This is a genomic window from Pseudomonas sp. GM79, from assembly GCF_000282495.1.
GTDB lineage: Bacteria > Pseudomonadota > Gammaproteobacteria > Pseudomonadales > Pseudomonadaceae > Aquipseudomonas.
In genome coordinates, this window is the sequence record NZ_AKJE01000043.1 from 1 (window position 1) to 26,393 (window position 26,393).

The 26,393-nt window shown below is 60.9% G+C and carries 22 protein-coding genes and 1 pseudogene; 8 read left to right on the top strand and 15 right to left on the bottom strand.

The annotated features are described in order from the left end of the window. A partial coding sequence (locus PMI36_RS16065; RefSeq protein ID WP_007903689.1) for an AraC family transcriptional regulator ligand-binding domain-containing protein occupies positions 1 to 190 on the bottom strand: 190 nt, incomplete at its 3' end. A gap of 356 nt (positions 191 to 546) precedes the next feature. On the opposite strand from PMI36_RS16065, the gene PMI36_RS16060 reads away from it, so the two are divergent. From PMI36_RS16060 to PMI36_RS16030, 7 genes are all read left to right on the top strand, one after another. Continuing rightward, positions 547 to 1,113: an RBBP9/YdeN family alpha/beta hydrolase gene (locus PMI36_RS16060; RefSeq protein WP_032830383.1), complete on the top strand. Its 567-nt coding sequence runs from the start codon at positions 547 to 549 to the stop codon at positions 1,111 to 1,113. 129 nt (positions 1,114 to 1,242) lie between these two features. Then, a complete protein-coding gene (locus PMI36_RS16055) occupies positions 1,243 to 3,255 on the top strand; it encodes a DUF1302 domain-containing protein (RefSeq protein ID WP_008071713.1) in 2,013 nt (670 codons plus the stop codon). Positions 3,256 to 3,296: 41 nt separating this feature from the next. Next, positions 3,297 to 4,655, top strand: coding sequence for a DUF1329 domain-containing protein (locus tag PMI36_RS16050; RefSeq protein ID WP_008071714.1), 1,359 nt, complete (start codon positions 3,297 to 3,299; stop codon positions 4,653 to 4,655). 150 nt (positions 4,656 to 4,805) lie between these two features. Further along, a complete protein-coding gene (locus tag PMI36_RS16045) occupies positions 4,806 to 5,894 on the top strand; it encodes a WD40/YVTN/BNR-like repeat-containing protein (RefSeq protein WP_008071716.1) in 1,089 nt (362 codons plus the stop codon). Positions 5,895 to 5,909: 15 nt separating this feature from the next. Continuing rightward, positions 5,910 to 8,426 carry an efflux RND transporter permease subunit gene (locus PMI36_RS16040; RefSeq protein ID WP_008071718.1) on the top strand — a complete coding sequence of 839 codons (2,517 nt, stop codon included), beginning with the start codon at positions 5,910 to 5,912 and terminating at the stop codon, positions 8,424 to 8,426. A 7-nt stretch (positions 8,427 to 8,433) separates the two neighbouring features. Beyond that, positions 8,434 to 10,212: an acyl-CoA dehydrogenase C-terminal domain-containing protein gene (locus tag PMI36_RS16035; RefSeq protein WP_008071720.1), complete on the top strand. Its 1,779-nt coding sequence runs from the start codon at positions 8,434 to 8,436 to the stop codon at positions 10,210 to 10,212. A 23-nt stretch (positions 10,213 to 10,235) separates the two neighbouring features. After that, positions 10,236 to 11,879 carry a fatty acid--CoA ligase gene (locus tag PMI36_RS16030; RefSeq protein WP_008071721.1) on the top strand — a complete coding sequence of 548 codons (1,644 nt, stop codon included), beginning with the start codon at positions 10,236 to 10,238 and terminating at the stop codon, positions 11,877 to 11,879. A gap of 139 nt (positions 11,880 to 12,018) precedes the next feature. Here PMI36_RS16030 and PMI36_RS16025 read toward each other — a convergent pair whose 3' ends face one another. After that, complete coding sequence (locus PMI36_RS16025) at positions 12,019 to 12,480, bottom strand: MarR family winged helix-turn-helix transcriptional regulator (RefSeq protein ID WP_008071723.1); 462 nt, start codon at positions 12,478 to 12,480, stop codon at positions 12,019 to 12,021. Between the two features lie 239 nt (positions 12,481 to 12,719). Continuing rightward, the gene (locus tag PMI36_RS16020; RefSeq protein ID WP_008071725.1) at positions 12,720 to 13,172 is read right to left on the bottom strand and encodes an Ohr family peroxiredoxin; all 453 of its coding nucleotides are present in this window, start codon (positions 13,170 to 13,172) and stop codon (positions 12,720 to 12,722) included. A gap of 255 nt (positions 13,173 to 13,427) precedes the next feature. Between PMI36_RS16020 and PMI36_RS16015 the strand changes: the two genes are divergently transcribed. Then, a complete protein-coding gene (locus tag PMI36_RS16015) occupies positions 13,428 to 14,435 on the top strand; it encodes an Ldh family oxidoreductase (RefSeq protein ID WP_008071727.1) in 1,008 nt (335 codons plus the stop codon). Positions 14,436 to 14,555: 120 nt separating this feature from the next. On the opposite strand, the gene PMI36_RS16010 is transcribed toward PMI36_RS16015, so the two are convergent. From PMI36_RS16010 to PMI36_RS32465, 12 genes and pseudogenes are all read right to left on the bottom strand, one after another. Beyond that, positions 14,556 to 16,136 carry an aldehyde dehydrogenase (NADP(+)) gene (locus PMI36_RS16010; protein ID WP_008071729.1) on the bottom strand — a complete coding sequence of 527 codons (1,581 nt, stop codon included), beginning with the start codon at positions 16,134 to 16,136 and terminating at the stop codon, positions 14,556 to 14,558. 203 nt (positions 16,137 to 16,339) lie between these two features. After that, a complete protein-coding gene (abaF, locus tag PMI36_RS16005; protein WP_008071731.1) occupies positions 16,340 to 17,737 on the bottom strand; it encodes a fosfomycin efflux MFS transporter AbaF in 1,398 nt (465 codons plus the stop codon). 71 nt (positions 17,738 to 17,808) lie between these two features. Then, positions 17,809 to 18,726, bottom strand: coding sequence for a dihydrodipicolinate synthase family protein (locus tag PMI36_RS16000; RefSeq protein ID WP_007903713.1), 918 nt, complete (start codon positions 18,724 to 18,726; stop codon positions 17,809 to 17,811). A 115-nt stretch (positions 18,727 to 18,841) separates the two neighbouring features. Further along, positions 18,842 to 19,870 (bottom strand): trans-3-hydroxy-L-proline dehydratase, encoded by a 1,029-nt coding sequence (locus PMI36_RS15995; RefSeq protein WP_008071733.1) that lies wholly within the window; start codon positions 19,868 to 19,870, stop codon positions 18,842 to 18,844. Positions 19,871 to 19,989: 119 nt separating this feature from the next. Continuing rightward, positions 19,990 to 20,712, bottom strand: coding sequence for an amino acid ABC transporter ATP-binding protein (locus tag PMI36_RS15990; RefSeq protein ID WP_007903722.1), 723 nt, complete (start codon positions 20,710 to 20,712; stop codon positions 19,990 to 19,992). Continuing rightward, positions 20,705 to 21,355, bottom strand: a complete 651-nt coding sequence (locus tag PMI36_RS15985) for an amino acid ABC transporter permease (RefSeq protein WP_007903724.1) — start codon at positions 21,353 to 21,355, stop codon at positions 20,705 to 20,707. Before PMI36_RS15985 ends, PMI36_RS15990 begins: the two co-directional genes overlap by 8 nt. A 10-nt stretch (positions 21,356 to 21,365) precedes the next feature. Beyond that, positions 21,366 to 22,031: an amino acid ABC transporter permease gene (locus PMI36_RS15980; RefSeq protein ID WP_008071739.1), complete on the bottom strand. Its 666-nt coding sequence runs from the start codon at positions 22,029 to 22,031 to the stop codon at positions 21,366 to 21,368. Beyond that, positions 22,024 to 23,802: a cis-3-hydroxy-L-proline dehydratase gene (lhpI, locus tag PMI36_RS15975; protein ID WP_008071741.1), complete on the bottom strand. Its 1,779-nt coding sequence runs from the start codon at positions 23,800 to 23,802 to the stop codon at positions 22,024 to 22,026. The genes PMI36_RS15980 and lhpI overlap by 8 nt, the downstream gene beginning before the upstream one ends. Before the next feature lie 10 nt (positions 23,803 to 23,812). Next, on the bottom strand, positions 23,813 to 24,631 hold the full coding sequence (locus PMI36_RS15970) for an ABC transporter substrate-binding protein (RefSeq protein ID WP_007903735.1): 819 nt from the start codon (positions 24,629 to 24,631) through the stop codon (positions 23,813 to 23,815). A 282-nt stretch (positions 24,632 to 24,913) separates the two neighbouring features. Continuing rightward, positions 24,914 to 25,273, bottom strand: coding sequence for a DUF6124 family protein (locus PMI36_RS15965; RefSeq protein WP_008071753.1), 360 nt, complete (start codon positions 25,271 to 25,273; stop codon positions 24,914 to 24,916). 569 nt (positions 25,274 to 25,842) lie between these two features. After that, positions 25,843 to 26,004 (bottom strand): annotated as a pseudogene (locus PMI36_RS30550) (helix-turn-helix domain-containing protein); the annotation flags it as partial. A gap of 254 nt (positions 26,005 to 26,258) precedes the next feature. Continuing rightward, on the bottom strand, positions 26,259 to 26,393 hold a 135-nt coding region (locus PMI36_RS32465), incomplete at its 5' end, for a DUF6124 family protein (protein WP_008071754.1).

A 26,393-nucleotide genomic window follows, 5' to 3' on the forward strand; every position in this document is an offset into this window, starting at 1 on the left:
GCCAGCCACTGGCGGCGGCCGAATCTTCCAGCAGGCGTACGGCGGCATCAATGGGGATGCGGTGTTCGGGCGCTTGCAGCAGCGCTTTACTCAGGCCGACGCCGGCCAGCACATCACGTGGGTTGAACCCCAGGTATTGGGTGACCTCCAGGTAGTTGGTCAAGACAGCGGCGCGAACAAGCTTGGGCATGCGAAGGTCTTTCCTGGGCCAGTTGCGATTCGGATGAGCGTGGCGACTATATCCAGCACATAAGCAATTGAACAGTTGTGACGTTGTCGAGGGCGCTCGCCCAATTCTGTCCAGAAGCCCCTGCGTTGTTGTCGAGCAATCGACGCTCACCCATTGATTACAGTGACCCGCAGAGAAGCTGCGGGGCTTTTCGACCAATGGTCGGGGCACGCCAGCCTCGGCAAATCTGTCATGAAAAGAAAAGTGCCTGACGTCCAATGAAAAGCGCCTTGGGTGGGCGCTCTTTAATGTCAGTCCTACAAAAAGCCCCTGGCGATAGAGCCAGTCGAGTCATCGAGAAAGCGAAGGTGTTGAAAGTGGACAAACTGCAAACTGCCGCAACTGTTCTGATCGTACCGGGTCTGCGTGAGCACGTTGCCGAGCATTGGCAAACGTTGCTTGAGGCAAGGCTCTGCAAAGTGCGCAGTGTACCGCCGCTGGAAACCGACAAGCTCGATTGCGCCAAGCGGGTCGAAGCGATCCAGCACGCGCTGGAGCAGATCGACGGGCCGGTGATTCTGGTTGCTCACAGCGCCGGTGTGCTGATGGTCGCGCACTGGGCGGCGCAGCACAGTCGGCCGATCAAGGGCGCGCTGCTGGCCACGCCTCCGGACCTCGATGCTCAATGGCCGCAAGGCTACCCATCTGCCGAAACCCTGCGTACCCAGGGTTGGAATCCTCTACCAAAAGGGCCACTGCCGTTCCGCAGTCTGGTGGCCGTCAGTACCAACGACCACCTCGCCAGCCTGGATGCCGCCACTCGCCTGGCAGAAGGCTGGGGCAGTGAACTGCTCAACCTGGGCGAGGTGGGTCATCTCAATCCGGCAGCAGGGTTTGGCCACTGGCCGCAAGCCGAAGCACTCATCCTGGAGCTGGATCGCTAGTTCAGGCGCCGGTTGGCCCCAGCCATCCGGTATTTGCCCTCACTCCTGAAAAACGCAAACCCCTGAAACAAGGGTTGCGCGAGGGCGGCTGCGCTTAAAACAAATACAAAAAGGCGGAGAGACAACGCAATGCATAACAATAAGAGTCACGGCTTCGCACCCTCGCGATACACCTTATTGGCCTCGGCCATTCTGGTCGCAGCCATGCCGGTCGCGCAGGCGGTCGAATTCGAGACAGGTAATCCGGACTGGACCGTGCGTGTTGATAACACCGTGAAGTACAACTACGGCGTACGCACCGAAAGTGCCGACAAGCGGATGTTGGCGACACCGAACAACAACGATGGCGACTACAACTTCCGTAAGGCCGGGACCAACATCACCAACCGTATCGACCTGTTGACCGAAATGGATGTGGTCTACAAAAACCACATGGGCTTTCGCGTCAGCGCCGCCAGTTGGTACGACAAGGCCTACGAGAACACCGGTTCCAATTCCAACCCGTTCGTCAACGGCAATGACGCACGGTCGGGTCTGGTTGCCAACGATCCGCGCCTGGCCGGGGTCACCGGCGACAATGTCGGCAATGGCAGCCCGCACCTGAGCAACTACGCCCAGCGTTACTACACCGGTCCATCCGGCGAAATCCTCGATGCCTTCGTGTTCTACAGCACCGAAGTGGGCGAGGAGTCGCTGTTGAGCGTCAAGGCCGGCCAGCACAACGTGTTCTGGGGTGAAACCATCCTCAACCCGGTGCACTCGAACAGTTACGGCCAATCGGGCCTGGACCTGGCCAAACTGGCCGCCTCACCGGGTACCGAAGCCAAGGAACTGTTCGTTCCGCGTAACCAGTTGTCGATGTCGTTCACCGTCAATCCCGAGTTGACCGTGGGCGCTCAGTATTTCCTGGATTGGGATGCCGCCCGCCTGCCTGAAGCCGGTACTTATTACGGCGGTTCTGATCTGGTCGGCTTCGGCGCGCAGTCGTTCCTGCTGGGCAACACCAATGGCGTGGTGCCGGGCAGTCCGCTGGGTTGTGGTCTGGCGCCCTGCAACGGGCTGACCAATGTGCGTCGCGGTCACGACCTGACGCCGGACAAGCGCGGAGACTGGGGCGTGATGGCCAAGTGGTCGCCGGCCTGGCTGGATGGCACCCTCGGTGTTTATTACCGCGAAACCTCGGAAATCCTGCCGCAAGCCTGGCTGGATGCCAGAGGCCTGAGTTCGGCCAACCCCAATGGCACCCGGCCGGCAGGGCAAGTGCCTGCGGTGATCAACACGCTCAACTCGCTGAGCACCGCCACCTATCAAATGGCCTATGCCGACAACATCAAGATCGTTGGCCTGAGCCTGTCCAAGGACGTTGGGGGGGTGAGCGTCGGTTCGGACCTGAACATTCGTCACAACATGCCGTTGGCCAGTATTCCGGCGGTTGTCAGCACTAACAGTCCGCTAGGCCTGGGCGCGGGTCTTGGTCTGTTGCCGGCGCGTACGGCTGCCACCGGTGTGGTTTATGACGCCCCGCAGAAGGGCGACAGCATGGCCGCCACCGGCGACACCTTGCACTGGACGCTCAACGGCCTGATGACCTTCCCGAAAACCCCGGTGTTCGATTCGGCCAGCCTGCTCGCCGAGTTGTACTACAGCAACTTGCTCAAGCTCGATAGCAAGAACGAAGCGCTCTACAAGGGCAAGGACACCTATCGCGGCATCGACCAGCCGACCCGGGACAACTGGGGCATCGCGGTCAACTTCACGCCGACCTGGTATCAGGTGTTTCCCGGTGTCGACCTCAACGCACCGATGTCCATCAACGTCGGCCTCGACGGCGTGTCACCGGTGTCCGGTGGCGGTGCCAAAGACACCGGCAACTATGCCGTGGGCGTGGGTGCTGTTGTGTACAACAAATACTTCATCGACCTGAAGTACGTGGACTCCTTCGGCAAGACCGACAAGTGCGACACCAGCGGTCTGAGCACCGGCGCGGCCAATGCCGGCAGCGGCGACGGCTCCACCCCCAATGCCTTTAGCGGCAATGAAAACTACGCGTGTTACGGCGGCGGCTACTCGGCCTTCTCCGGTGGTGGGGCCACGACTGAGGACCGTGGCGCCGTTTACCTGACGATGAAAACCACTTTTTGATGCACCACTGATTTGCTCAACGCAAGCAGGAGAATAACAAGATGAAATACGCAAAAACCGTGTTGGCTGCTTCGCTGGCCTTGGTCCTTGCCGCCCAGGCACAGGCCGCTGTTTCAACCCAGGACGCTGCCAAATTGGGCAGCAGCCTGACCCTGATCGGGGCTGAAAAGGCCGCAAACGCCGACGGCTCCATCCCCGCCTATGAGGGTGGCCTGACCACGCCGCCGGCCAGTTTCAAGTCCGGTGACAGCATGCGTCCGGATCCTTTCGTCAACGAAAAGCCGTTGCTGGTAATCGACGGCAAGAACGTCGATCAGTACAAGGGCTTGCTCAGTGCAACCACGGTGGAACTGGCCAAGCGTTTCCCCAGCTTCCACGTCAATGTCTACCCGACCCACCGCACCGTCTCGTTGCCCAAGGCGGTGCTGGACAACGGCGTGAAAAACGCCACCGGTGCCAAGTCCCTGGAAGGTGGCCTGGCCATCGATAACGTACTGCCCGGTGTGCCGTTCCCGATTCCGCAGTCGGGCAACGAGGCGATGTGGAACTTCCTGTTGCGTTACCAGGGCGTCAACATCAACTCCAAGTACGACTCCTGGAACGTCGACTCCGCTGGCGTGCCGAGCCTGGCGACCACCGGACTGGCGTTCATTTCCTATCCGATCTACGAAAACCTCGCGCAGCCGATCAGCAGCGCCGACGTGTACTACCAGATGAAGTTGTCCTATACCGGCCCTGCGCGCCGGGCCGGTGAAGCGGTGATGCTCAAGGACGCCGCCAACCCGCTGCAGCAACCGCGCCGCGCCTGGCAATACTTACCGGGCCAGCGTCGGGTCAAGCTGGCACCGAACCTGGCTTACGACACGCCTAACCCTGGCACCGCTGGCGCGGGCACCTACGACGATGTTTTCGTGTTCAACGGTGCACTGGACCGCTACGACTGGAAGCTGGTGGGCAAGCAGGAAATGATCGTCCCTTACAACACCTACAAGCTGACCTACGCCCAGGACCCCAAATCGCTGACCACCGCCAATCACCTGGCACCGGATTACGTGCGCTGGGAAAAACACCGGGTCTGGGTGGTGGAGGGCAACCTCAAGTCCGGCGCCCGGCACATCTACCAGAAGCGTCGCTTCTACCTCGATGAAGACAGCTGGACCGCTCTGGCCTCTGACCAATATGACGCCCGTGGTCAGCTGTACCGTGGCTCTTTCGCGTTCCTCAGCCAGAGCTACGACAAGCAGATCCCGGACTCCACGCCCTTCATGATTTATGACCTGGTGGGTGGTTCCTACAACATCAACGGTGTGGTTGGCCCTTACGGCGGCATCAAGTACATCGATCCGCTCTCCAAGGCGCAGTGGTCGCCTGAGTCCCTGGCCGGTAACGGGATTCGCTAAGCAAACCGTGACAAAGCGTCCGTGCAGTCCACTGCCTGCCAGGCAGGGGGCCGCACGACGGTCGGTGCATGCCGATCGTTTCGGACGCCAGGTTGGAACGTCAGGCACACGGACGTGTGTCCAGGCGCGGTTTTCCGAAGAGGACGCGGTATGTGTTCGTACAAGAATTATCTGCAGTTGGCGCTTGGCGCCTTGCTTGTAACGTTGCAGGGCCTGAGCCAGGCGTCCGCTTATGTCGACGTGCTGGATCTGCCGGCCAGGGTCAGCGCCTTGGCCGTCAACAGCCCGCTATCGGGCATGGCCCGCGCAGGCGACCGCTTGGTCGCCGTCGGGCAGCGTGGCCACATTCTGTATTCCGATGATGTCGGTAAACACTGGCAGCAGGCCGCGGTGCCGGTCAGTGCCGACCTCAATGCCGTGAGTTTTCCTTCCGCCACCCAAGGCTGGGCGGTGGGCGGTGACGGCGTGGTGTTGCACAGCAACGACGCCGGTGCGACCTGGCGCAAGCAACTGGACGGTCGCGAGATCGGTGCCTTGCTGGTCAAGCATTACGGCGCGTTGGCCAGTGCAGAACCGGGCAACGAACAATGGCCACTGCTGGTCGCCGAAGGTGAGCGCCTGATGGCGCAGGGCGCCGACAAACCGTTGCTCGATGTCTGGTTCGCCAACGACCGCCTCGGTTACGTGGTCGGGGTGTTCAACCTGATCTTGCGCACCGAAGACGGCGGCCAGAGCTGGACACCGTTCCAGGACCGCACCGACAACCCGCAGGGCTTTCACCTCAACGCCATCGCCTCCACTGGCGATGCGCTGTACATCGCCGGGGAGCAGGGGCTGCTGCTCAAGTGGGATGACACCCAACAGCGGTTCGCCGCCGTGCAGACACCCTATCAGGGCAGTTTTTTCGGTGTGCTCGGCAAGCCCGGGGAAGTGCTCGTCTATGGCTTGCGCGGCAATGTGCTGCGCAGCACCGATGGCGGTCTCAGCTGGACCCCGCTGGACAGTGGCCTGCGCGTCAGCATCACCGCGGGCCTGGTCGATGGCCGTGGCAACTACCGCTTGTTCACCCAGGGCGGGCAGATGCTGGTCAGCCAGGGCACAGGCGCGCAATTGCATCTGGTTCAGCAACAGGCACCGACACCGGTGACCGGCGCCACTCAGTCCGCCGACGGTGCGCTGGTGGTGGTTGGCAGCCGTGGTGCACGGACGCTGTCCGTTGATAAGCCCTCGAACCCTTAGAGCGAGAACCCAGACATGGGCCATACCAAACAAGAAACCATGCCGGTGATCCGCGATCTGCGGGATTTCGACCGCCATTCCGGCAACCGGCTGGAGCGGTTGGTGTTCAACTACCGTCCGTTGTTCATGCTGCTAATGGCGCTGGCCACCGTGGTGTTGGGCTACATGGCGGCAACTCGCCTGGAGCTGCGCCCCAGCTTTGAAAAGATGATTCCGCAGAGCCAGCCGTACATTCAGAATTTCCTGGAGAACCGCCAGTCGCTGCGCGGTCTGGGCAACTCGGTACGGGTGGTGGTGGAGAACACCCAGGGCGATATCTTCGACCCCGCTTATCTTGACGTACTCAAACAGGTCAACGATCAGTTGTTCGTCACCGAAGGCGTCGACCGTGCCTGGATGAAGTCGTTGTGGAGCCCGGCGGTGCGCTGGACCGAAGTCACCGAGGAAGGTTTCCAGGGTGGCCCGGTGATGCCTGATACCTACCAGGGCAAGCCGGAAGAAATAGAACAGCTGCGCCAGAACATTTCCCGCGCCGGTATCGTCGGCAGTCTGGTGGCCAGCGACTACAAATCGAGCATGCTCATCGTACCGCTGTTGGACAAGGCCACGGCCAGCGGTCAGCGCATCGACTACCACGCCTTTTCGCAGATGCTCGAGGAGCAGTTGCGCGACAAGATCGAGTTCGCCGGTGACAGCGCTGCACGCAAAGCCGGGGAGGAGGGCAAGGGCCAGTACAAAGTCCGGGTGATCGGTTTCGCCAAACTGATGGGCGACCTGATCGATGGCCTGATCCAGGTGATGATGTTCTTCGGCCTGGCCGTCGTCACGTCGCTGATCATCATTTACGCCTACACCCGATGCGTGCGCAGCACCTTGCTGGTGGTCGGCTGCTCGCTGATTGCGGTGGTCTGGCAACTGGGCATCGTTGCCTGGCTCGGCTATGCCATCGACCCGTACTCGGTGCTGGTGCCTTTTCTGATTTTCGCCATCGGTGTGTCCCATGCGGCGCAGAAGATGAACGGGATCATGCAAGACATCGCCCGTGGCACCCACAGACTCATCGCCGCCCGCTACACCTTCCGCCGCCTGTTCATTGCCGGCGTCACCGCGCTGCTGGCCGATGCTGTCGGGTTCGCGGTGCTGATGCTGATCGATATTCCGGTGATCCGCGACCTGGCGATCACCGCCAGTATTGGTGTGGCGGTGCTGATCTTCACCTCGCTGTTGCTGATGCCGGTGGCGCTGTCTTATGTCGGCGTCGGCACCAGGGCGGCCGAGCGTGCGTTGAAAATCGACACGCGTGCAGAAGGGCACAAAGGCTTCGGCAAACTGTGGGACTTGCTCGACCGTTTCACCACGCGCAAGTGGGCCACGGGGGCGGTATTGGTTGCGGCGCTGATGGGCATTGGCGGCTTCATGGTCAGCTTGCAATTGAAGATCGGCGACCTGGAAAGTGGCGCACCGGAGTTGCGTGCCGACTCTCGCTACAACCGTGACAACGCCTACATCACCAGCCACTACGCGCTGTCCAGCGACCTGTTCGCGGTGATGATCAAGACCGCGCCGGAAGGCTGCTTGAACTACAAGACGCTGGTCCTCGCCGACCGTCTGGCCTGGGAGCTGCAGCAGTATCCGGGCGTGCAGGCCACGGCTTCGTTGGTCAACGCAGTGCGCCAGATCACCGCCGGTACTTATGAAGGCAACCCCAAGCTCAACAGCATCCAGCGCAATCAGGACGTGCTGAACTACGCCGCGCAACAAGCCTCGGTCAACTCCCCGGAGTTGTTCAACACCGACTGTTCGCTGATGCCGGTGATCACCTTCCTCAAGGACCACAAGGCCGAGACCCTGGATGCCGTGGTGGGCATCGCCGAAAAGTTCGCCCGGGAGAACAACAGCGAAGATCGCCAGTTCCTGCTGGCGGCCGGGTCGGCCGGGATTGAAGCGGCGACCAACATTGTGGTGCGCGAGGCCAATCGCACCATGCTGCTTTACGTCTATGCGGCGGTGACGCTGTTCTGCCTGATCACCTTCCGCAGCTGGCGCGCCACGTTGGTTGCGTTGTTGCCGCTGGTGCTGACCTCGATCCTTTGCGAAGCGTTGATGGTGGCCATGGGCATTGGAGTGAAGGTCGCGACCCTGCCGGTGATCGCATTGGGCGTGGGCATCGGCGTGGACTACGCCTTGTACCTGCTCAGCGTGCAGTTGCATTACCAGCGCCAGGGCTTGCCGCTGAGCCAGGCTTACCGCAACGCCGTGTCGTTTACCGGCCGGGTGGTGGGCCTGGTGGGCATCACCCTGGCGGCGGGCGTGGTGTGCTGGGTCTGGTCGCCGATCAAGTTCCAGGCCGACATGGGCATCCTGCTGACCTTCATGTTCCTGTGGAACATGCTCGGCGCGCTGGTGCTGATTCCTGCCCTGTCGTACTTCCTGCTGCGTCACCCCGTTGCGCAAGCCAAAGTGGCGCAAGCCACTGAAACCGACACCTCTCAACGCCAGGGTATGCCGCATGCCCTGACCACTTCCGAGTAAGCCAACCATGTCTGATTACAAAGCTCCTTTGCGCGATATGCGCTTCGTACTCAACGAAGTCTTCCAGGTGTCCCGGCTATGGGCCCAATTGCCTGGCCTGGCCGAGGTGATCGATGAAGAAACGGCCGCCGCGATCCTTGAAGAGGCCGGCAAAATCAGTGGCGAAGTTATCGCACCGCTGAACCGCAGCAGCGACGAGCAGGGCTGCACCTGGAGCAACGGCGCGGTCCAGGCGCCGGACGGTTTTGTCGCGGCCTATCAGGCATTCGCCGACGGCGGTTGGGTGGGGGTTGGCGGTGATCCGCAGTTCGGTGGCATGGGCATGCCCAAGGCCATTTCGGCTCAGGTCGAAGAGATGGTCAACTCGGCGAGCCTGTCGTTCGGCCTGTACCCGATGCTGACCGCCGGTGCGTGCCTGTCGATCAATGCCCACGCCAGTGAAGAGCTCAAGGAACGCTATCTGCCGAACATGTATGCCGGCACCTGGACCGGCTCGATGTGCCTGACCGAGGCGCATGCCGGCACGGACCTGGGCCTGATTCGCACTCGCGCCGAACCTCAGGCCGACGGCAGTTTCAAGATCAGCGGTAGCAAGATTTTCATCACCGGCGGCGAGCACGACCTGACCGAAAACATCATTCATTTGGTGCTCGCCCGGTTGCCGGATGCACCCGCCGGCCCCAAGGGGATTTCGCTGTTTCTGGTGCCCAAAGTGCTGGTCAATGCCGATGGCTCGCTGGGTGAGCACAATGCGCTGTCCTGCGGTTCCATCGAGCACAAGATGGGCATCAAGGCCTCTGCCACGTGCGTGATGAACTTTGACGAGGCGACCGGCTGGATCGTCGATGCGCCAAACAAGGGCCTGGCAGCGATGTTCACCATGATGAACTACGAACGTTTGGGCGTGGGTATCCAGGGTCTGGCGTTGGGTGAGCGTTCGTACCAGAACGCCGTCGAATACGCCCGTGACCGTCTGCAAAGCCGTTCGCCGACAGGCGCGCAGAACAAGGACAAGGCCGCCGACCCGATCATCGTGCACCCGGATGTACGGCGCATGCTGTTGACCATGAAAGCCTTGAACGAAGGCGGGCGCGCGTTCTCCAGCTACGTGGCGCTGCAACTGGACACCGCCAAGTACAGCGATGACGCGGCAACCCGCACCCGCGCCCAGGAGCTGGTATCGCTGCTGACCCCGGTGGCCAAGGCGTTCCTCACCGACATGGGGCTGGAAACCACGGTGCATGGCCAGCAGATCTTCGGCGGCCACGGCTACATTCGCGAATGGGGCCAGGAGCAACTGGTACGCGATGTGCGCATCACCCAGATCTACGAAGGCACCAACGGTATCCAGTCACTGGATTTGGCCGGGCGCAAAATCGTTGGCAGCGGCGGGGCGCTGTACCGGCTGTTCGCTTCGGAAATCCGCAACTTTACCGCCAATGCCGGTGCTGGTCTGGGCGAATTCTGCAAGCCATTGAACGCCGCCGTGGACACCCTCGACGAACTGACCGCGTGGTTGCTGGATCGGGCCACCCACAATCCCAACGAAATTGGCGCGGCCTCGGTCGAGTACCTGCAGGTGTTCGGCTACACCGCCTATGCCTACATGTGGGCACTGATGGCCAAAGCGGCCATGGGCAAACAGGCCGAGGATGACTTCTACGCCAGCAAGCTGGGCACTGCGCGCTTCTACTTCGCCCGCCTGCTGCCGCGCATCCACTCGTTGAGCGCTTCGGTCAAGGCCGGCAGCGAATGCCTCTACGAGCTGGAACCAGCGCACTTCTGATCGAAAGGACAAGGAAACCAACCATGATGGCGACAAAAATAATTCCGCCCGCCGATGGCGCCTATGCCTATCCCTTGCTGATCAAGCAATTATTGCTGTCCGGCGTGCGCTACGAACCGGGCAGGGAAATCGTTTACGCCGACAAACTACGCTACAGCTACCAGACCCTCAACCAGCGGATCCGCCGGCTGGCCAACGCCTTGACCGCTGCCGGCGTCAAGGCCGGCGATACCGTGGCCCTGCTCGACTGGGACAGCCATCGCTACCTGGAATGCTTCTTTGCCGTACCGATGATCGGCGCGGTGCTGCATACCGTGAACATTCGTCTGTCGCCGGATCAGGTGCTCTTCACCATGAACCACGCCGAGGACGACCTGGTGTTGGTGCATGATGATTTCCTGCCGCTGGTTGAACAGATTCACGGGCAGCTCAAAACCGTCAAAGGTTACCTGCAACTCACGGACGACACAGCAACCGACACGTCGCTACCGGTGCTGGGGGAATATGAAAACCTGTTGTCCGGGTCGGCAGACCAGTACGACTTTCCCGATTTCGATGAAAACTCGGTGGCGACCCTTTTCTACACCACGGGCACCACTGGCGATCCTAAAGGCGTGTATTTCACCCACCGCCAATTGGTCCTGCACACCTTGAATGCCGTGGGCACGTTGGGCGTCTATCAGGGGTTGCCGCTGCTGCGCTCCGATGATGTCTACATGCCGATCACCCCGATGTTTCACGTGCATGCGTGGGGTGTGCCTTATGTCGCCACCCTGATGGGGCTCAAGCAGGTGTACCCCGGCCGCTACGAACCCAACAGTCTGGTCAGGCTGTATCGTGAGGAAAAGGTCACTTTTTCCCATTGTGTGCCGACCATTCTGCAAATGATCCTGAGCTGTGAGGAAGCGGCACAGACCCGTTTCGATGGCTGGAAAATGCTTTTGGGCGGCAGCGCACTGACGCTGGGAATTGCCAGCGAAGCGAGTGCCAAAGGTATTCAGATACACAGCGGTTATGGCATGTCGGAAACCTGCCCGCTGCTGTGCCTGACTTACCTGCGTGACGAAGACCTCGCTCAATCCACGCAAACCCAATTGGCCACCCGCATCAAGACTGGCACGCCGGTGCCGATGGTTGACCTGAAAATCATCGATGCCAATGGCAATGACGTTGCCCATGACGGCGAGTCTCTGGGCGAGATCGTGGTGCGCGCACCCTGGCTGACCCAAGGCTATTTGAAGGAGCCCGAAAAGGGTGCCGAGCTGTGGCACAACGGTTGGATGCACACCGGCGATCTGGCCTCAATCGACGCGTTGGGAGGGGTGGAAATCAAAGATCGAATCAAGGATGTCATCAAGACGGGCGGGGAGTGGATCAGCTCCCTGGAACTGGAAAGCCTGATCAGCGAACACGCGGCGGTGATGTCGGTCGCGGTCGTGGGCATTGCCGATGAGCAATGGGGCGAACGGCCGATGGCGCTGGTGGTGTGCGAGCCTGGGCAGTATCTCGACCGCAAGATCCTGGAGGCGCATCTGCAAGGGTTTGTCGAGCGTGGCCGCATCAACAAATGGGCGATTCCCAAGCAGTTCAAATTCGTCGCGGAGATTCCTAAAACCAGCGTCGGGAAGATCAACAAGAAGCTCATCCGGGAAAACGAATTGAGCTGAAAAAGAAGATGGGGACCTAGGGGCGAGTGTTCGAATCACACCGTCCCGACCCTATGATTCAATGTCTAGCCCAGTCTGAAAAGGTTGGGCTTTTTATGCCCGAAAAATACCCCCGATTAAAAAAACCATCAGTAGCCACTCATTCCCCGGCTTTCGTCGATTTGATGAGATTGTTGCGCAGCTTCACGATCGCATTCTGCATCTGCGTGAACTCGTCTGGTGTCAGGCCCGTTGCGTCGGAGAGGCCCATTTCGGGACGGCCTTCGCGCAACTGTCGACCATTCTTCGTCAGACTGATCCGCACCTGCCGCTCGTCCTCGGGATCACGCTGCCTCTGTAGATAGCCCATCGCTTCCAGCTTCTTCAGGATCGGTGTGAGCGTGTTCGATTCGAGAAACAGCTTCTCGCCCAGGCTGCCCACGGTTTGATTGTCTTCCTCCCATAGCGCAACGATGGTGATGTATTGCGTATAGGTGAGCCCCAGCTGCTCCAGTATCGGCTTGTAGGCTTTGCCGAAGGCAAGGTTCGTGGAATAGACCGCAAAACACAGGAAGTCGGAGAGCTTCAGGTTGGCAGGAGCCGTCTTGTCGGTGGGTTTCATGTGTTTCCTCATTGGCCAAAGTTGAAGGCTCGCAAAGGCAAAATATACCGCGTATGCGATTGTGTCGGAACAGCTCTGACTTTCGACTGTGGCCGGTTCGGCAGCAACGTCGAACCGGCCATACGGTGAATCATGAGGTGAGGGCGTTTATGGCCACGTCGACGTAGTGTTGAAGGGTTTGTGATTCGCATACGCTTAAAGCGTATGCGATATATATGGCATATCGACCGTGCGGTGCATCATGCCGTGAGAACGTTCAGAGCCACGTCAATGTTACCCCGCGTCGCTTTCGAGTACGGGCAAATTTGATCTGCGGTATGCGCCAGCGTCGTCGCGATGTCATGCGCCAGACCTGGTACGCGCAGAGTTAACCGAGCCTGGAGGAAGTACGCCGGACCGGTCTGACCCAGATCGACTTCGATGTCCACGGACAGATCAGACGGCAGCACCACGTTCATTTCATTGGCCACCAGCCCGACTGCGGCGGTGTAGCAGGCCGACCATGCGCCGGCGAACAGCTGCTCTGCGGTTGGGTGCGGTGCAATGGTTTTGAACTCGTGCGCCAGTTTCGCGTTTCCAGGCGACGAGAGCTGGATGTCGAGGCTGCCGTTATGGCCCCTCGAAGTGTTGCCAGCGACGCTAACGGTGGTGTGAGTCTTGCCGGTGGCCAGTACTTTTTCGATCTTGCTCATGGGGTGGATCCTCAACGTTTCAAAAGATGTGATTTGTGTGTCGTATGCGTTTGTATCGCATACGATGTAATAATAATTGCGCAGCCCCCCATTGATGTCAATTGATCGCGTTGCGTCTGCCGACGAGTGGTGCGGCCACACAATAACGTCGACCGTTTCAACGATATGCCGAATTCGTCATCAACCTGACCTAAAGCGATCAAGCCGTGAGCCTTGGAATGGCCCACCCTGACCGGTCTGTCCAAGGAGATGAGCATGATCCGACTGACCCTGATTCAAGCCCGCGAGTTGGCCGAATCGATCCTGTTGCACAACGGTTTTAATCTGGCCCACGCGCAAGCGGTGGCGGCGACGGTGATCGCCGGCGAGCGCGATGGCTGCGCTTCCCACGGTTTGTACCGGATTCTGGGCTGCGTGAATTCTCTGCGGGCCGGTAAGGTGTCGGCCGATGCCGAGCCGCAGGTGATCGACCAGGCGCCGTCGATCGTGCGGGTGGATGCCGCTGGTGGTTTCTCGCAATTGGCGTTTCAGGCCGGGCTTGGGTTGCTGGCGGAGAAAACCCGGGCCAACGGGATTGCGGCGTTGGCGATCAATCGCTGCGTGCATTTCTCGGCGCTGTGGGTGGAGATCGAGCAGTTGACTGCTGCCGGGTTGGTGGCGCTGGCGTGTAATCCGAGTCATGCGTGGGTGGCACCGGCCGGGGGACGTGTGCCGGTGTTCGGCACCAATCCCATTGCCTTTGGCTGGCCGCGGGCGGGGCAGGATCCGTTTGTGTTCGACTTCGCCACCAGTGCGATTGCCCGTGGTGATATCGAGTTGCATCGGCGTGCCGGCAAGGCGATTCCCGGGGGTTGGGGCGTGGACGCTGAGGGTCGGCCGAGCACCGATGCCAACGTAGTGCTCGACGGTGGCGCGATGTTGACGTTCGGTGGGCACAAGGGCTCGGCGCTGGCGGCGATGGTGGAGTTGATCGCCGGGCCTTTGATCGGTGATCTGACCAGTGCCGAATCGCTGGCCTATGACGCGGGCAGCAAGTCGTCGCCCTACCATGGTGAGTTGATCATTGCGCTGGACCCGCGACGTTTTCTGGGGGCGGCCACTGAGGAACATTTGGCCCGGGCCGAAGTGTTGTTTCAGGGCATTGAAGGGCAGGGTGCACGCTTGCCGTCGCAACGGCGTTATGCGGCGCGGGCACGCAGTGTGGTGGAGGGAGTACAGATTCCCGAGGCGCTGTACAACGACCTGAAAGCACTGCTGGCTTGAATACGATGAAAATCCTGTGGGAGCGTGGCTTGCCCGCGAAGGCGTCTTGACATTCACCATTGATGTCGTCTGATACACCGCTTTCGCGGGCAAGCCACGCTCCCACAGGAGGTCGTGTTGTTAAACCGGTTCGCGGTGGCTGGTGCCGTCCACCAGGCGCGCAATGCCCAGCGGGTTGGCGTTTTTCAGGGCGTCGGGCAGCAAGGCGTCCGGGCAGTTCTGGTAGCACACCGGGCGCAGGAAGCGCTCGATGGCCAGGCTGCCGACCGAGGTGCCACGGGCATCGGAGGTCGCCGGATAAGGCCCGCCATGCACCATGGCATCGCAAACTTCGACGCCGGTGGGGTAGCCGTTGAACAGCACGCGGCCGACCTTTTGCTCCAGCAGCACCAGCAGATCGGCGTGTTCCTTCAGGTCCTGTGCTTCGCCAATCAACGTGGCGGTGAGTTGACCGTGCAAACTGTTCAGCGCTTGTCGCAACTCGGCCTTGTCGGCTACTTCGACAACGAGGGTGGTCGGGCCGAACACTTCTTCCTGCAACAGCGGATCACCCTTGAGCAGCAGACTGGCGTCGGCCTTGAACAGTTGCGGCCACGCTTGATTGCCGTGCTGATCCTGGCCCGCCAGGCGGATTGTTCCCGGATGGTCGAGCAAGGCCTGCACGCCTTTTTCGTAGCTGCCGAGGGTGCCGGCGTTGAGCATGGTTTGCGCCGGTTGTTCGGCCATCCAGGCACTGAGCCGCGCGATGAAAGCGCTGAAGTGGGGTGAGCGCATACCGATCACCAACCCCGGATTGGTACAGAACTGACCGCAACCCTGGACCACCGACGCCACCAGTTCCCCGGCGATTTTTTCGCCACGCGCGAGCAGGGCTTCAGGCAAAACCAGCACCGGGTTGATGCTGCTCATTTCGGCGAACACCGGGATCGGTTGTGGCCGGGCGGCGGCCATGTCACAGAGGGCGCGACCACCTTTTAACGAGCCGGTGAAACCGACGGCCTGGATCGCCGGATGCTTGACCAGCGCTTCACCGACGCCTGCACCGTAGATCATGTTGAACACACCTTTGGGCATGTCGGTTTGCTCGGCGGCGCGGATGATTGCATCGGCCACGTGTTCGGCGGTCGCCATGTGTCCGCTGTGGGCCTTGAACACCACCGGGCAACCGGCGGCCAAGGCTGCTGCGGTGTCACCGCCGGCGGTGGAAAAGGCCAGCGGGAAATTACTGGCGCCGAACACAGCCACCGGACCGACACCGATCCGGTATTGGCGCAGGTCGACCCGTGGCAGTGGCAGACGTTCGGGTAAGGCGCGGTCGATGCGCGCACCATAGAAATCGCCCCGGCGCAGAACCTGAGCGAACAGGCGCATTTGGTTGCTGGTGCGGCTGCGTTCGCCTTGAATGCGCCCGGTCGGCAGGGCGGTTTCGCGGGTGACCAGAGCGACGAATTCATCATCCAGTGCATCCAGTTGCGTGGCGATCGCTTCAAGAAATTCTGCACGGCGAGTTGCCGGTAGATTGCGCAAGGTTGGGTAAGCGGCAGCAGCGGCCTGTGCTGCGGCGTCGACTTCCTCAGCGGTGGCTTGGATGAACGAGTAGGGCAGTGCTTCGCCGGTGCTGGCGTCGTGGCTTTGCATCGCGATGTTGCCAGCGGCGCTGCGGGCACCGCCGATGTAGTTGTGGCCGATGATTTGGGACATCAAAAACTCCTGTCGGGAAAGGTGAGGCAGGACCTTCAATCAGGGTGCTGAGCCGTACGCTGTTTTGTGGCGAGCGAGCTTGCTCGCGTTGGGCTGCGTAGCGGCCCCAAAATAGCGGCAACAATTGCCTATTTTGCGAGTGCTGCGCACTCGAGCGGGAGCAAGCTCCCTCGCCACAGAGTGGGGTGTGACAAGTACAACGCTCAAACCAGCGAATCACCCCGGCGTGCCATGGCCGGCACGGCGCTATCCAGCGCAGCAATGCGCGCAGCGGATTCGGCATCCACCAGGTGCAACGACTTGCCACGGGTTTCCCGGGTCAGGCCGACGGCCACGATGGAGATCAGCGCGGCGCCCACCAGGTACCAGGCAATGGGTGTCGAGCTGTGATATTTGTTGAGCAGGGTGATGGCGATCAGCGGTGCCAGGGAACCAGCGAAAATCGGCGCCACCTGGTAGCACAGTGAAAGGGCGGTGTAACGCACGTGGGTCGGGAACATTTCGGCCATCAGCGCCGAGTAGGGTGCATAGGTCATCGACTCGATGCCCAGGCCCAGGATGATCGCCGCCATGATCAGCCAATTGTTGCCGGTGTCCATCATCGGGAAACCGACAAAGCCCCAGAACGCGGTGAGCACCGCGCCGGTCAGGTAGACCGGTTTGCGCCCGACGATATCCGACAGATACCCCATCAACGGAATCAGGAAGAAGTGCACCAAGTGCGCGCCGAACATCAGCAGCAGAATTTCCGAGGTGTCCTTGTGCACCACCAGTTTCAGGTAGGTGATCGAAAAGGTCACCACGGTGTAATAGAGGATGTTCTCGGCGAAGCGTGCGCCAATCCCTACCAGCACGGCGCGCCAGTGATGACGCAGCACTTCGACCACGCCCAGCTGTTGCTGCTTGATCTGCGCTTGACGGGCCTGGGCTTCTTTGAAGATCGGCGCGTCATCGACGCTGGTGCGAATCCAGTAGCCGATCAGCACCACCACCGCCGAGAACCAGAACGCCACACGCCAGCCCCAAGCGAGAAATTGTTCTTCCGACAGGTTCGATGACAACAGCAGCAGAGCGACGGTGGCCACCAGATTGCCGGCCGGCACCCCGGCTTGCGGCCAACTGGCCCAGAAGCCTCGGCGATTGTCGGGACAGTGTTCGGACACCAGCAGAATCGCACCGCCCCATTCACCACCAAAGGCAAAGCCCTGGATCAGCCGTAGCAGCACCAACAACACCGGCGCGGCATAGCCGATCTGGTCGAAGCCGGGCAGGCAGCCCATCAGAAAAGTGGTGATGCCGACCACCACCAGGCTCAGTTGCAACAGGCGTTTTCGGCCGAATTTGTCACCGTAGTGACCGAACACCAGACCGCCCAATGGGCGAGCGAGAAAGCCGACCGCGTACAAGGCGAAGGCAGCGATGATGCCGTCGATGGGGCTGTCGGTCTGGCGGAAGAACAACTGGCCGAAGACCAGTGCGGAGGCTGTGCCGTAGAGAAAGAATTCATACCACTCGGCGACAGTGCCGGCCATGGCGGCGGCCACTACGCGTTTGAGTCCCGAGGGGGTGGTTGCGCTTTGCGTGTGTAGAGGATTGGACATGCTGGCGTTTCCTGTAGGGGCGCAAAAACAGGCAGCCGGGCCGGGTCCGCAAAGACCCGCCCGGCAATCACTCAGAGACCGACGTCTGGCAACTCCGGACGGTTAGCCAGGGCCTTGGCCATGATCTGCTCGACGAACACCCGATCGGCTTCCGGCAGTGCCAGGCGTGGCGGACGGGTCAGCGCGCTGCCGCGACCGGCGATGGCTTCGCAGAGCTTGATGCACTGCACCAGGTCGGCACGGGCATCGAGGTGCAGGATCGGCATCAGCCATTCGTAGATCGGCATGGCTTCGGCGAAGCGACCGGCCTTGGCCAGACGGAAGATGGTCTCGCCTTCTTTCGGGAACACGTTGGACATGCCCGAGACCCAGCCCTCGGCCCCCACCGCGATGCTTTCCAGCACCACGTCGTCGAGGCCTGCGAACAGCACGAAACGGTCGCCGACTTCATTGCGCACGTCGATGAAGCGACGGGTATCGCCGGACGAATCCTTGAAGCACACCACGTTGTCGCAGTCGGCCAGGGAAATCAGGATGTCCGGGGTGACGTCGTTTTTGTAGATCGGTGGGTTGTTGTAGACCATCAGCGGTACGTCGGCGTTTTTTGCCACGTAGCGGTAGTGCTCGGCGGTCTCGAACGGCTTGGAGCCGTAGACCAGCGCCGGCATCAGCATCACGCCGTCGACGCCGACCCGGCGCACGGCATTGGCGACCTTGGCCGCTTGCACGCTGGTGAACTCGGCCACACCGCAGATCACTGGCACGCGACCCCGGGAGGCGTCGACCGCGACTTCGGTCACGGCGATTTTCTCTTCGGCGGTCAATGAGGTGTTTTCCCCCACCGAACCGCACACCACCAGGCCTGAGACGCCGTCACGGATCACGTTGGAAATCACCTGATGGGTTTTTTCCAGGTTGATGGAAAAGTCATCGTTGAATTGAGTGGTCACCGCGGGGAAGACGCCACTCCAGTTAATGCGCTTGCTCATTGTTGCCTCCGGTTCGTTAATTGTATTTCGTATACGATATTTTAAATGCCAATGACTCGGCTAGTGTTTTTTTCAATTAGTCAGGTTTTTTTGGTAGCCGTTGGTCTGGGGAGTTTCAGGCACCCGGCCAGGTGTCTGACAAGCGATAGCCCTGTGGCCACGGATCACTCGGGTCGAGCAGCAATTGGTGGGTGCCGGTGATCCAGGCCCGACCGGATATGCACGGGTAGATCGCCGGGCGTCCGGCCACTTCGGTCAGGGAATCGATGCGGCAATGGAATTCGGAACCGATGATCGAACGGCCAATAAAGCGCTCGCCCACTTGCATCAAGCCCTTGGCCTGCAGCACCGCCATGCGCGCCGAGCAACCGGTGCCGGTGGGCGAGCGGTCGATCTTGCCGGGTTGAATCACTACCGCGTTGGCACCCGTGGCGATGCCTTTTTCAACGACGATGGGCGCGGCAATCTGGCAGAAGGAAATATGCGACCACTCGGGGTTCAGCGGATGGACGAAGCCCAGCTGTTCATTGGCCGCGCGAGTGATTTTCAGCCCGACCGCCACCAGGTCGGCAGCCTCATCAGGACGAATGGAAAAGCCCAAGCGTTCGGCGTCGGCGATCACAAAACTGTCGCCGCCGTACGCGGTGTCGACCTGCAACGAGCCGAGGCCTTCGACTTCGATCCAGGCGTCGAGGCGGTCAGCGAAGGAGGGCACGTTCTTGATTTCTACCCGCTCGACCTTGCCATCGCGGCAATCGGCCACGGCCTCGATCAGGCCGCCGGGCGCTTCGAGTATCAGTCGGGTTTGCGGTTCGGTCATCGGCAGGATGCCGCTGTCGAGCAGCACCGTGGCGACGCACAGCGAATTGGAGCCGGACATCGGTGGCGTGTCCGCCGGTTCCATGATGATCCAGGCCATTTGCGCCCGAGGATCCTTGGCCGGCACCAGCAGGTTGACGTGGCGGAACACGCCGCCGCGAGGTTCGTTGAGCACGAAGTTGCGCAAGGTTTGATCCTTGGCGATCCAGCGCGATTGTTCCCACACAGTGGCGCCCGGTGGTGGGGCGACACCGCCGACGATCACATCGCCGACTTCGCCTTCGGCATGACAGCTGACTACATGAATGACTTTTGATGAGCGCATTGCCTGCTCCTTGTTTTGTCTGTCAGGGCCCCTTCGCGAGCAAGCCCGCTCCCACACTGGATCTGTGTCGCACTGAAGATCAAATGTGGGAGCGGGCTTGCTCGCGAAGGGGCCAGCCGTTACTTCACCGATTTCAGAAACGCCGCAGTCTCCGCATGCACCGGATTACCAATCACCTGATCCGGCGAGCCGATCTCGTGCACCAGGCCATTGCGAAAGAACGCCACACGATCAGACACATCGCGGGCAAAGCGGATTTCGTGGGTCACCAGCACCATGGTCATGCCGTCTTCGGCGAGCATGCGCATGGTGTCCAGCACCTCACCGACCAATTGCGGATCGAGGGCCGAGGTGGCTTCGTCGAACAGCATGTAGTCCGGCGACATGGCCAGGGCGCGGGCAATCGCCATGCGTTGTTGCTGACCGCCGGACAACTTGCCCGGGAAGGTCTTGAGCTTGTCGCCAAGGCCCACGTGGGTCAGTTGCTGCACCGCCAGTTCCTCGGCCTCGCGCTTGCTTTTACCCAAGACTTTGCGCGGGGCCAGCATTACGTTTTCCAGCACTGTCAGGTGCGGGAAGGCGTTCCATTGCTGGAACACGATGCCGATTTTCTGCCGCAGGCGATTAAGGTCGGTGGCGCTGTCATGGACCTCGACGCCGTCGACGCGAATGCTGCCTTTCTGGATCGGTTCCAGGCCGTTGATGCACATCAGCAGGGTCGATTTGCCGGAGCCCGAGCCGCCGATGATCGACACCACCTCGCCCTTGTTCACCGTCAGGCTGACACCCTTGACCACGGCGAGGTCGCCGAAGGATTTATGTACGTTGTCGATCTCAATCATTTTCTTGCCACCTTCTTTCCAGACGAGCGCCCAGGCGTGCGACCACCAGGCTCATGACGTAGTAGATAAGGCCCGCGATGCACAGCACCAGCAACGGTTCCTGGATGCGGGTGACGATGGTTTGCGAGGCGCGCAGCAGTTCGACGATGCCGATCCACATCACCAGTGCGGTGTCTTTCATCACGCCGAGCACCAGGTTCAGCCAGCCCGGAAAAGCTACCCGGGTGGCCATCGGCAGGACGATCCAGCGCAGATCCTGCAGGAAGCTCAGGCCCAGCGAGCGACTGGCCCGGCGCAGGGTGAACGGCACCGAAAGCACACCAGCGCGCACGATCTCGGTGAAGTACGCGGCGGCGTAAACCCCCAGCACGATGCAGCCGACGCTGAAGGCGCTGATGTTCAAGCCGACGATGCTTTTGAGCGAGTTGAACAGCACGAACTGGATCAGCAACGGCACGCTGCGAAACACGTCCAGCACCCAGGCCAAGGGCAAACTGGCCCGTGGCAACAAGGCCCGCAGCAGACCGAAGAGCAAGCCGGCCAGGGAGCCGAGCATGATCGACCAGAACGTCAGTTGCAGCGTGACCCAGGCGCCATTGAGCAGGAACAACAGGTCATTGGAGGAAAAACCGGTGGCAAACATGGACAGCTCCTCAGTAACGGAACAACCGCCAGGCCATCAGCCGGGCTGCCGCGACGATCGCCTTGGCAATCAGGTAATACAGCACCGCTGCGATGGCGAAGAACTCGAAGGTGCGGAACGTTTTGACGTTGTAATCCTGGGTCACGCCGGTCAGGTCATTGTTCAGCCCGACGATCACCCCCAGCGACGTCATCAGCACCGCCCAGACCATCTGATTAGTCAGTGGGTAGAAGACGATCCGCAGCAGCTGCGGGACGATGATCATGCGGTAGGCCTGGAAGGCACTCATGCCCAGCGAACGTGCGGCGCGCACTTGTGTGTCCGGTACGGCCTTGAGGCCACCGCGAAAGTTCTCCGCCAGATACCCGGCATTGTTGAAAGTGATCCCGGCCAGCAGGGCGAACCACGAGCTGACGTGCATGCCCAGCGAGCCGAGGCCGAAGTAGAGGACGTAGATCTGGAACAGCGACGGGGTATTGCGCGCGATCGATACCCAGCCGTTGCCGATGCCGCGCAGCAGCGGGTTTTTGCTTTCGCGCATCACGGTCAGGGCCAGGGCGATCAGTACGCCGAAAATCATCGACAGCGCCGCGGTCTCGAAGGTGACCAGGGCACCGGCAAGCATGTCCGGCAGGGCGCGCAGCGCTGAGCGCCATTGGAAGCTGTAATCAAACATGCGCAGGGCTCTCCAGTAGGGCGGCAGGTTGTAGCCACGCCGGCAGGCGCCCGCTGGCGGTGGCATTGCAGGCGGCATCGACGCATTCTTTGATGCTGGCGAAATGCACTTTGCGGCCCACCAGGCCGGGTGCGTAATGGGCGTACTTGCCGGAGTTGGTCATCAAGGTTTTTGCGGCCAGCGGGATCACCGGTTCGCTGAGCATGCACCAGCAGGTATCGGTGACCAGGGTGGCGCCGAAAGCTTCGATCACGGCGATATGCCCGGCTTCGCGAGCCTGCTCCAGCACGGCGCGGCCGCAGGTAATGGCGAGGACCACGTCAGGGTGTTTGTGCCGACCGAGGCACAGCCGCGCGAGGTGGGCGAATTCGCTGAGGGAGAAATGCGGGTTGCCCAGCGAGACCACATCCACCCGGTTGTCGCGGGCACTGTTGAGCTCGCGCCAGCTGACCAATAGATCGTTCAGTCGGATTTTTTCCACGGGTAGAAACCCATCCACTTCCAGCACCTGCGCCGGGTCAATGGCCTCCGGGGTGACCCCGGCGATATGGAACAAGGGCGCGGCGGAGGTGGTGGCAAATGCCGCACCGAACGCCTTGAGGTCGTCCAGGCTCGGCTGGCGGTTTTCCAACCCGCGCACCAGTGGAATCCGGCTGCCCGCCAGCGCGCCGATGTGGTAACCGAGCAGCGGGTAGAAGGCGTCGTCCAGTTCACCCAAGGCGGGCAACTCGATTTGCAGTCGGGCCTTGCGTTGCGCTTCCAGATGGCAGCCGATCAACGGGGCGCGACCAGTCAGCGCGATGCAGATGTCCAGGTAGTCCGGGTACTTCAGGGTGCGTGCGCCGAGCACGCTGTTGGCGTAGACCACTGCGTTGGATTCGGCCCAGACGATCTGCTCGCCGGCCTTCGGCGCGCTGTCGAGCAGGTAGGGCGCGCAGGTGAAACTCAGCTGTGCACCCATCGCCATATAGGCATCGCCCAGGGCACTGGCCGGTTCACCGAGTGCCGGGTCGATGCCCAGCTCGCGCCAGCGGCGCTGATCCACGGAAATCGAATTGAGGGTGGTGGGCACCCGCACTGTTGCTCCCCATTGCACCAACTGTTGGGCAAAACGCAGGCTCGCCGGTCCGGTGTAGATACAGCCGTCGATGTGCGCTTGGGTGACATCTACCAGATGGCGGGCACCTTGCAGTTCGGCCATGCGCAGGACGATCTGCATCGCCATCTGCGCGGCCTTGCCATACTGGCCGCCGAGCAGCGTCCGGTCGTGTTCGGTGAGTTCAATCGAGGCGCCGGTTTCTGCAGGTTGCGATGAGCTGTCGAGTGCCTGCCAGGCATCGCCCGGCGGGTGCTCGAACAGGTTCAGCGTTGTGTCCTCGACCCGAGCGAAAGCCTTGCCGCGCAGGGCGGCGAAGGCCTCCCGGCCGATGCACAGCACCGGCAGGGAACGCTCGAAAATGGTCTGTGCCACGAGCACGCCCAGGGTCAGGATCTCATCGGGTTCGGCCAGCACCAGTGCGGCCGGTGCGTGACCGTTGCTGATCAGTTCCATCAACACGCTACTGCCGGTGCACGAGCCGCGACCGCTGGGGATGGCCAGCACGCGGCCGGCCAGGTATTCGCCGCTGAGCGGGTGGTGACGGTCAATGATCTCGCCGCTATACGGATCGACCCCGCCCCAGAAACTCAACCCGATATCGGCGAACAGCAGGGCGCCCTCGGCGGCGCCCGCGACCAGGCTGCGACCGGTCAGAGAAGTGGGCCTAGGCATGCCGGACACCTTAGTAGTAGACCTGTGGCACGGTCAGGTTGGTCGGCGAAATTTCAGTGCCGACCCATTTGACGAACAGCTCCTTGTAACGACCGGTGCGCACCTGCTGGTTGACGAACAGGTTGAGGTAATTGAGCAGGCCATACTCGTTGCGCTTGGCGCCGAGGGAAACGTAGTCGATCACGTACGGCGCGTTACCGGCGACCTTCAGGTTTTTGTATTTGCCGGATTTGAGGGTGGCGGCGGCCACGGTGTTGGTGACCACGGTGGCGGCGATATGGCCTTGGGCGACGGCAAGCAACGTGTCGTTTTGCGACTGATAGGCACGGAAGGTACCGGTGCCCCAGCTCTTCACGTCTTTCTCCAGGGCAATTGCCTCATAAGTGCCGCTGGTGTTACCGACGGGTTTGCCCTTGAGGTCATCGAAGCTATTGATACCGGTGTCGTCGCGGGTCAGCACCACCATCTGGAAGGCAAAGTAGGGCACGGTGAGGCCGACGGTCTTGGCCCGCTCGAGGGTGTCGGAGGTGGAGGCGACGATCACGTCGGCCCGCCCGGAAACCAGCGCCGGAATGCGGTCCGGGAATGGCGTCTCGACCACTTCGGCGTCGACCCCGAGGATTTTCGCCAGGTCATGGCAGTAGTCCACGTCAAAACCGGCCGGGTTGTTACCGGCATCGCGAAAACCCATGGGCGGGAAGTCCAGGGTCACGGCGCAACGCAGCTTGCCCGAACCGATAATGTCGTCGAGCTTGTCGGCCTGGGCGGTGGCAATAAAAGAAGTACTGAGAACAGCGCTGAGGGCTACGGCAAATGCGGGGTTTTTCATAGAGGCCTCGTTGATGTGAAGTGCTGTTGGATATCGTATTGGGGATTTCGTATACGATATTAACAATAGCAATCAACGTGCCCATTTCCAGGCCGAGGCGCGAATTTAGTGTCAGGGCTTGAAGTAGAGGTGTTGTAGTGGCGTAACTGGACGCCGTGAAGGCTTGGGCCCGCAATGGGAGGTGTTACAGATGGGAGCAATGGTTGTGCGAGGCGCCCCTTTAAGGAACACCGGTGCTCCTGCCGGGAATTGTGTCCGACTGCGATCTTTTGATCTTTCTGGCTAGCCTCGCGGGTCGAGGTTATCCAGCACCCGATTCACCGCCAGCTCCCCGAGCATGACCACCGATTGAATCCCCAACATCATGTTGCGATGTGGCATGTCCATCAACCCGGCGAACTCACTGAGCATCATGCTCGCTGACGCCAGGGATTCGCAGGCGTTGACCAGCAGGGTTTCGTTATCGACCTCGGTGCCGACGTGGTAAATGGTGCTGGGTTTGCGCTTGGTGTCTTTGGGGATAGGCGGTTTGAGGTAGTGGTCGAGGGCGCGGTCGGCGGCTTCGTTGAGTTTTTTCGAATCCAGGGATTCGTAGGGGGATGTTGGATCGGTTTCCGGTGGGTTGGGTGTAGGTTTGATCATGATGAAGCTCCTTGATGACTGGAGCTACCGCCGTTCGCGGTCAAACGAACAAGGTGGCAGCTGTACGCGGGTTGACCGACCGGACATCAAGGAATCCGGCACACCCGAAGGTGTCCCACGCACAGCCACCGCGACACGATTTTTCAGGCAATGCCTGAATTTGGTCTTGGACGCTGGCGCGCCTTGATTTGTTCGGACGGTCAAATCCGATCGCTGATTCGTCAGCGACCCGGAAACGATAGAGCCCGGCCTCAAGGCGTACAAGCCGGCGGATTCTGGCGTAGTTGTAGGCAGCGGCGCAAGGATGTGTAGCCTGGGTGAGTATCTGGAAGTGTCGATTAAACAGTGCTTGTTTAGCGGTCTGACACCGAGCCTTGTGGTGGCTGTACCGGCCTCTTCGCGAGCAAGCCCGCTCCCACAGTTGATTTGTGTCGGTCACAAATAATGGGTTCACAGAAGATCCAGTGTGGGAGCGGGCTTGCTCGCGAAGAGGCCCGGAAGAACACCCTCCATCTCTCGGCCAAACCACCGGAAAATGAATCCGGAACAAAGAAATTGCGTACCTCCACCTAGCGTGGATTATCCCGAAACTGACTCGGTGACAAACTGGTCAACGCGCGAAACTGTCGGCTGAAGGCACTGTGGTCGGTGTAACCGCAACGCAGGGCGATTTCGGTGATGGGCAGGTCGGTGTGCAGTAACAGCCGCGAACCTTCTTTCAGATCCGAACGCAGAGCGTCCGTTCAGGCATTCCCACGCGGGAGCGGGGGAATGATCAAAACCTGCGATCTTTTGATTAGGCTAATCCGTTGTGGGAATACACCTAATGTGGCGAGGGAGCTTGCTCCCGCTGGGCTGCGAAGCGGCCCCAAACCCGGCAGTCACGGTTTTTCAGATACACCGCCTGCTCAGGTTTTGCGACTGCTGCGCAGCCGAGCGGGAGCAAGCTCCCTCGCCACAGATGCCCTATAGCCTCAGATCAATATCAGGCCAGCGGGTCGAGGTTATCCAGCACCCGATTCACCGCCAGCTCCCCGAGCATGACCACCGATTGAATCCCCAACATCATGTTGCGATGTGGCATGTCCATCAACCCGGCGAACTCACTGAGCATCATGCT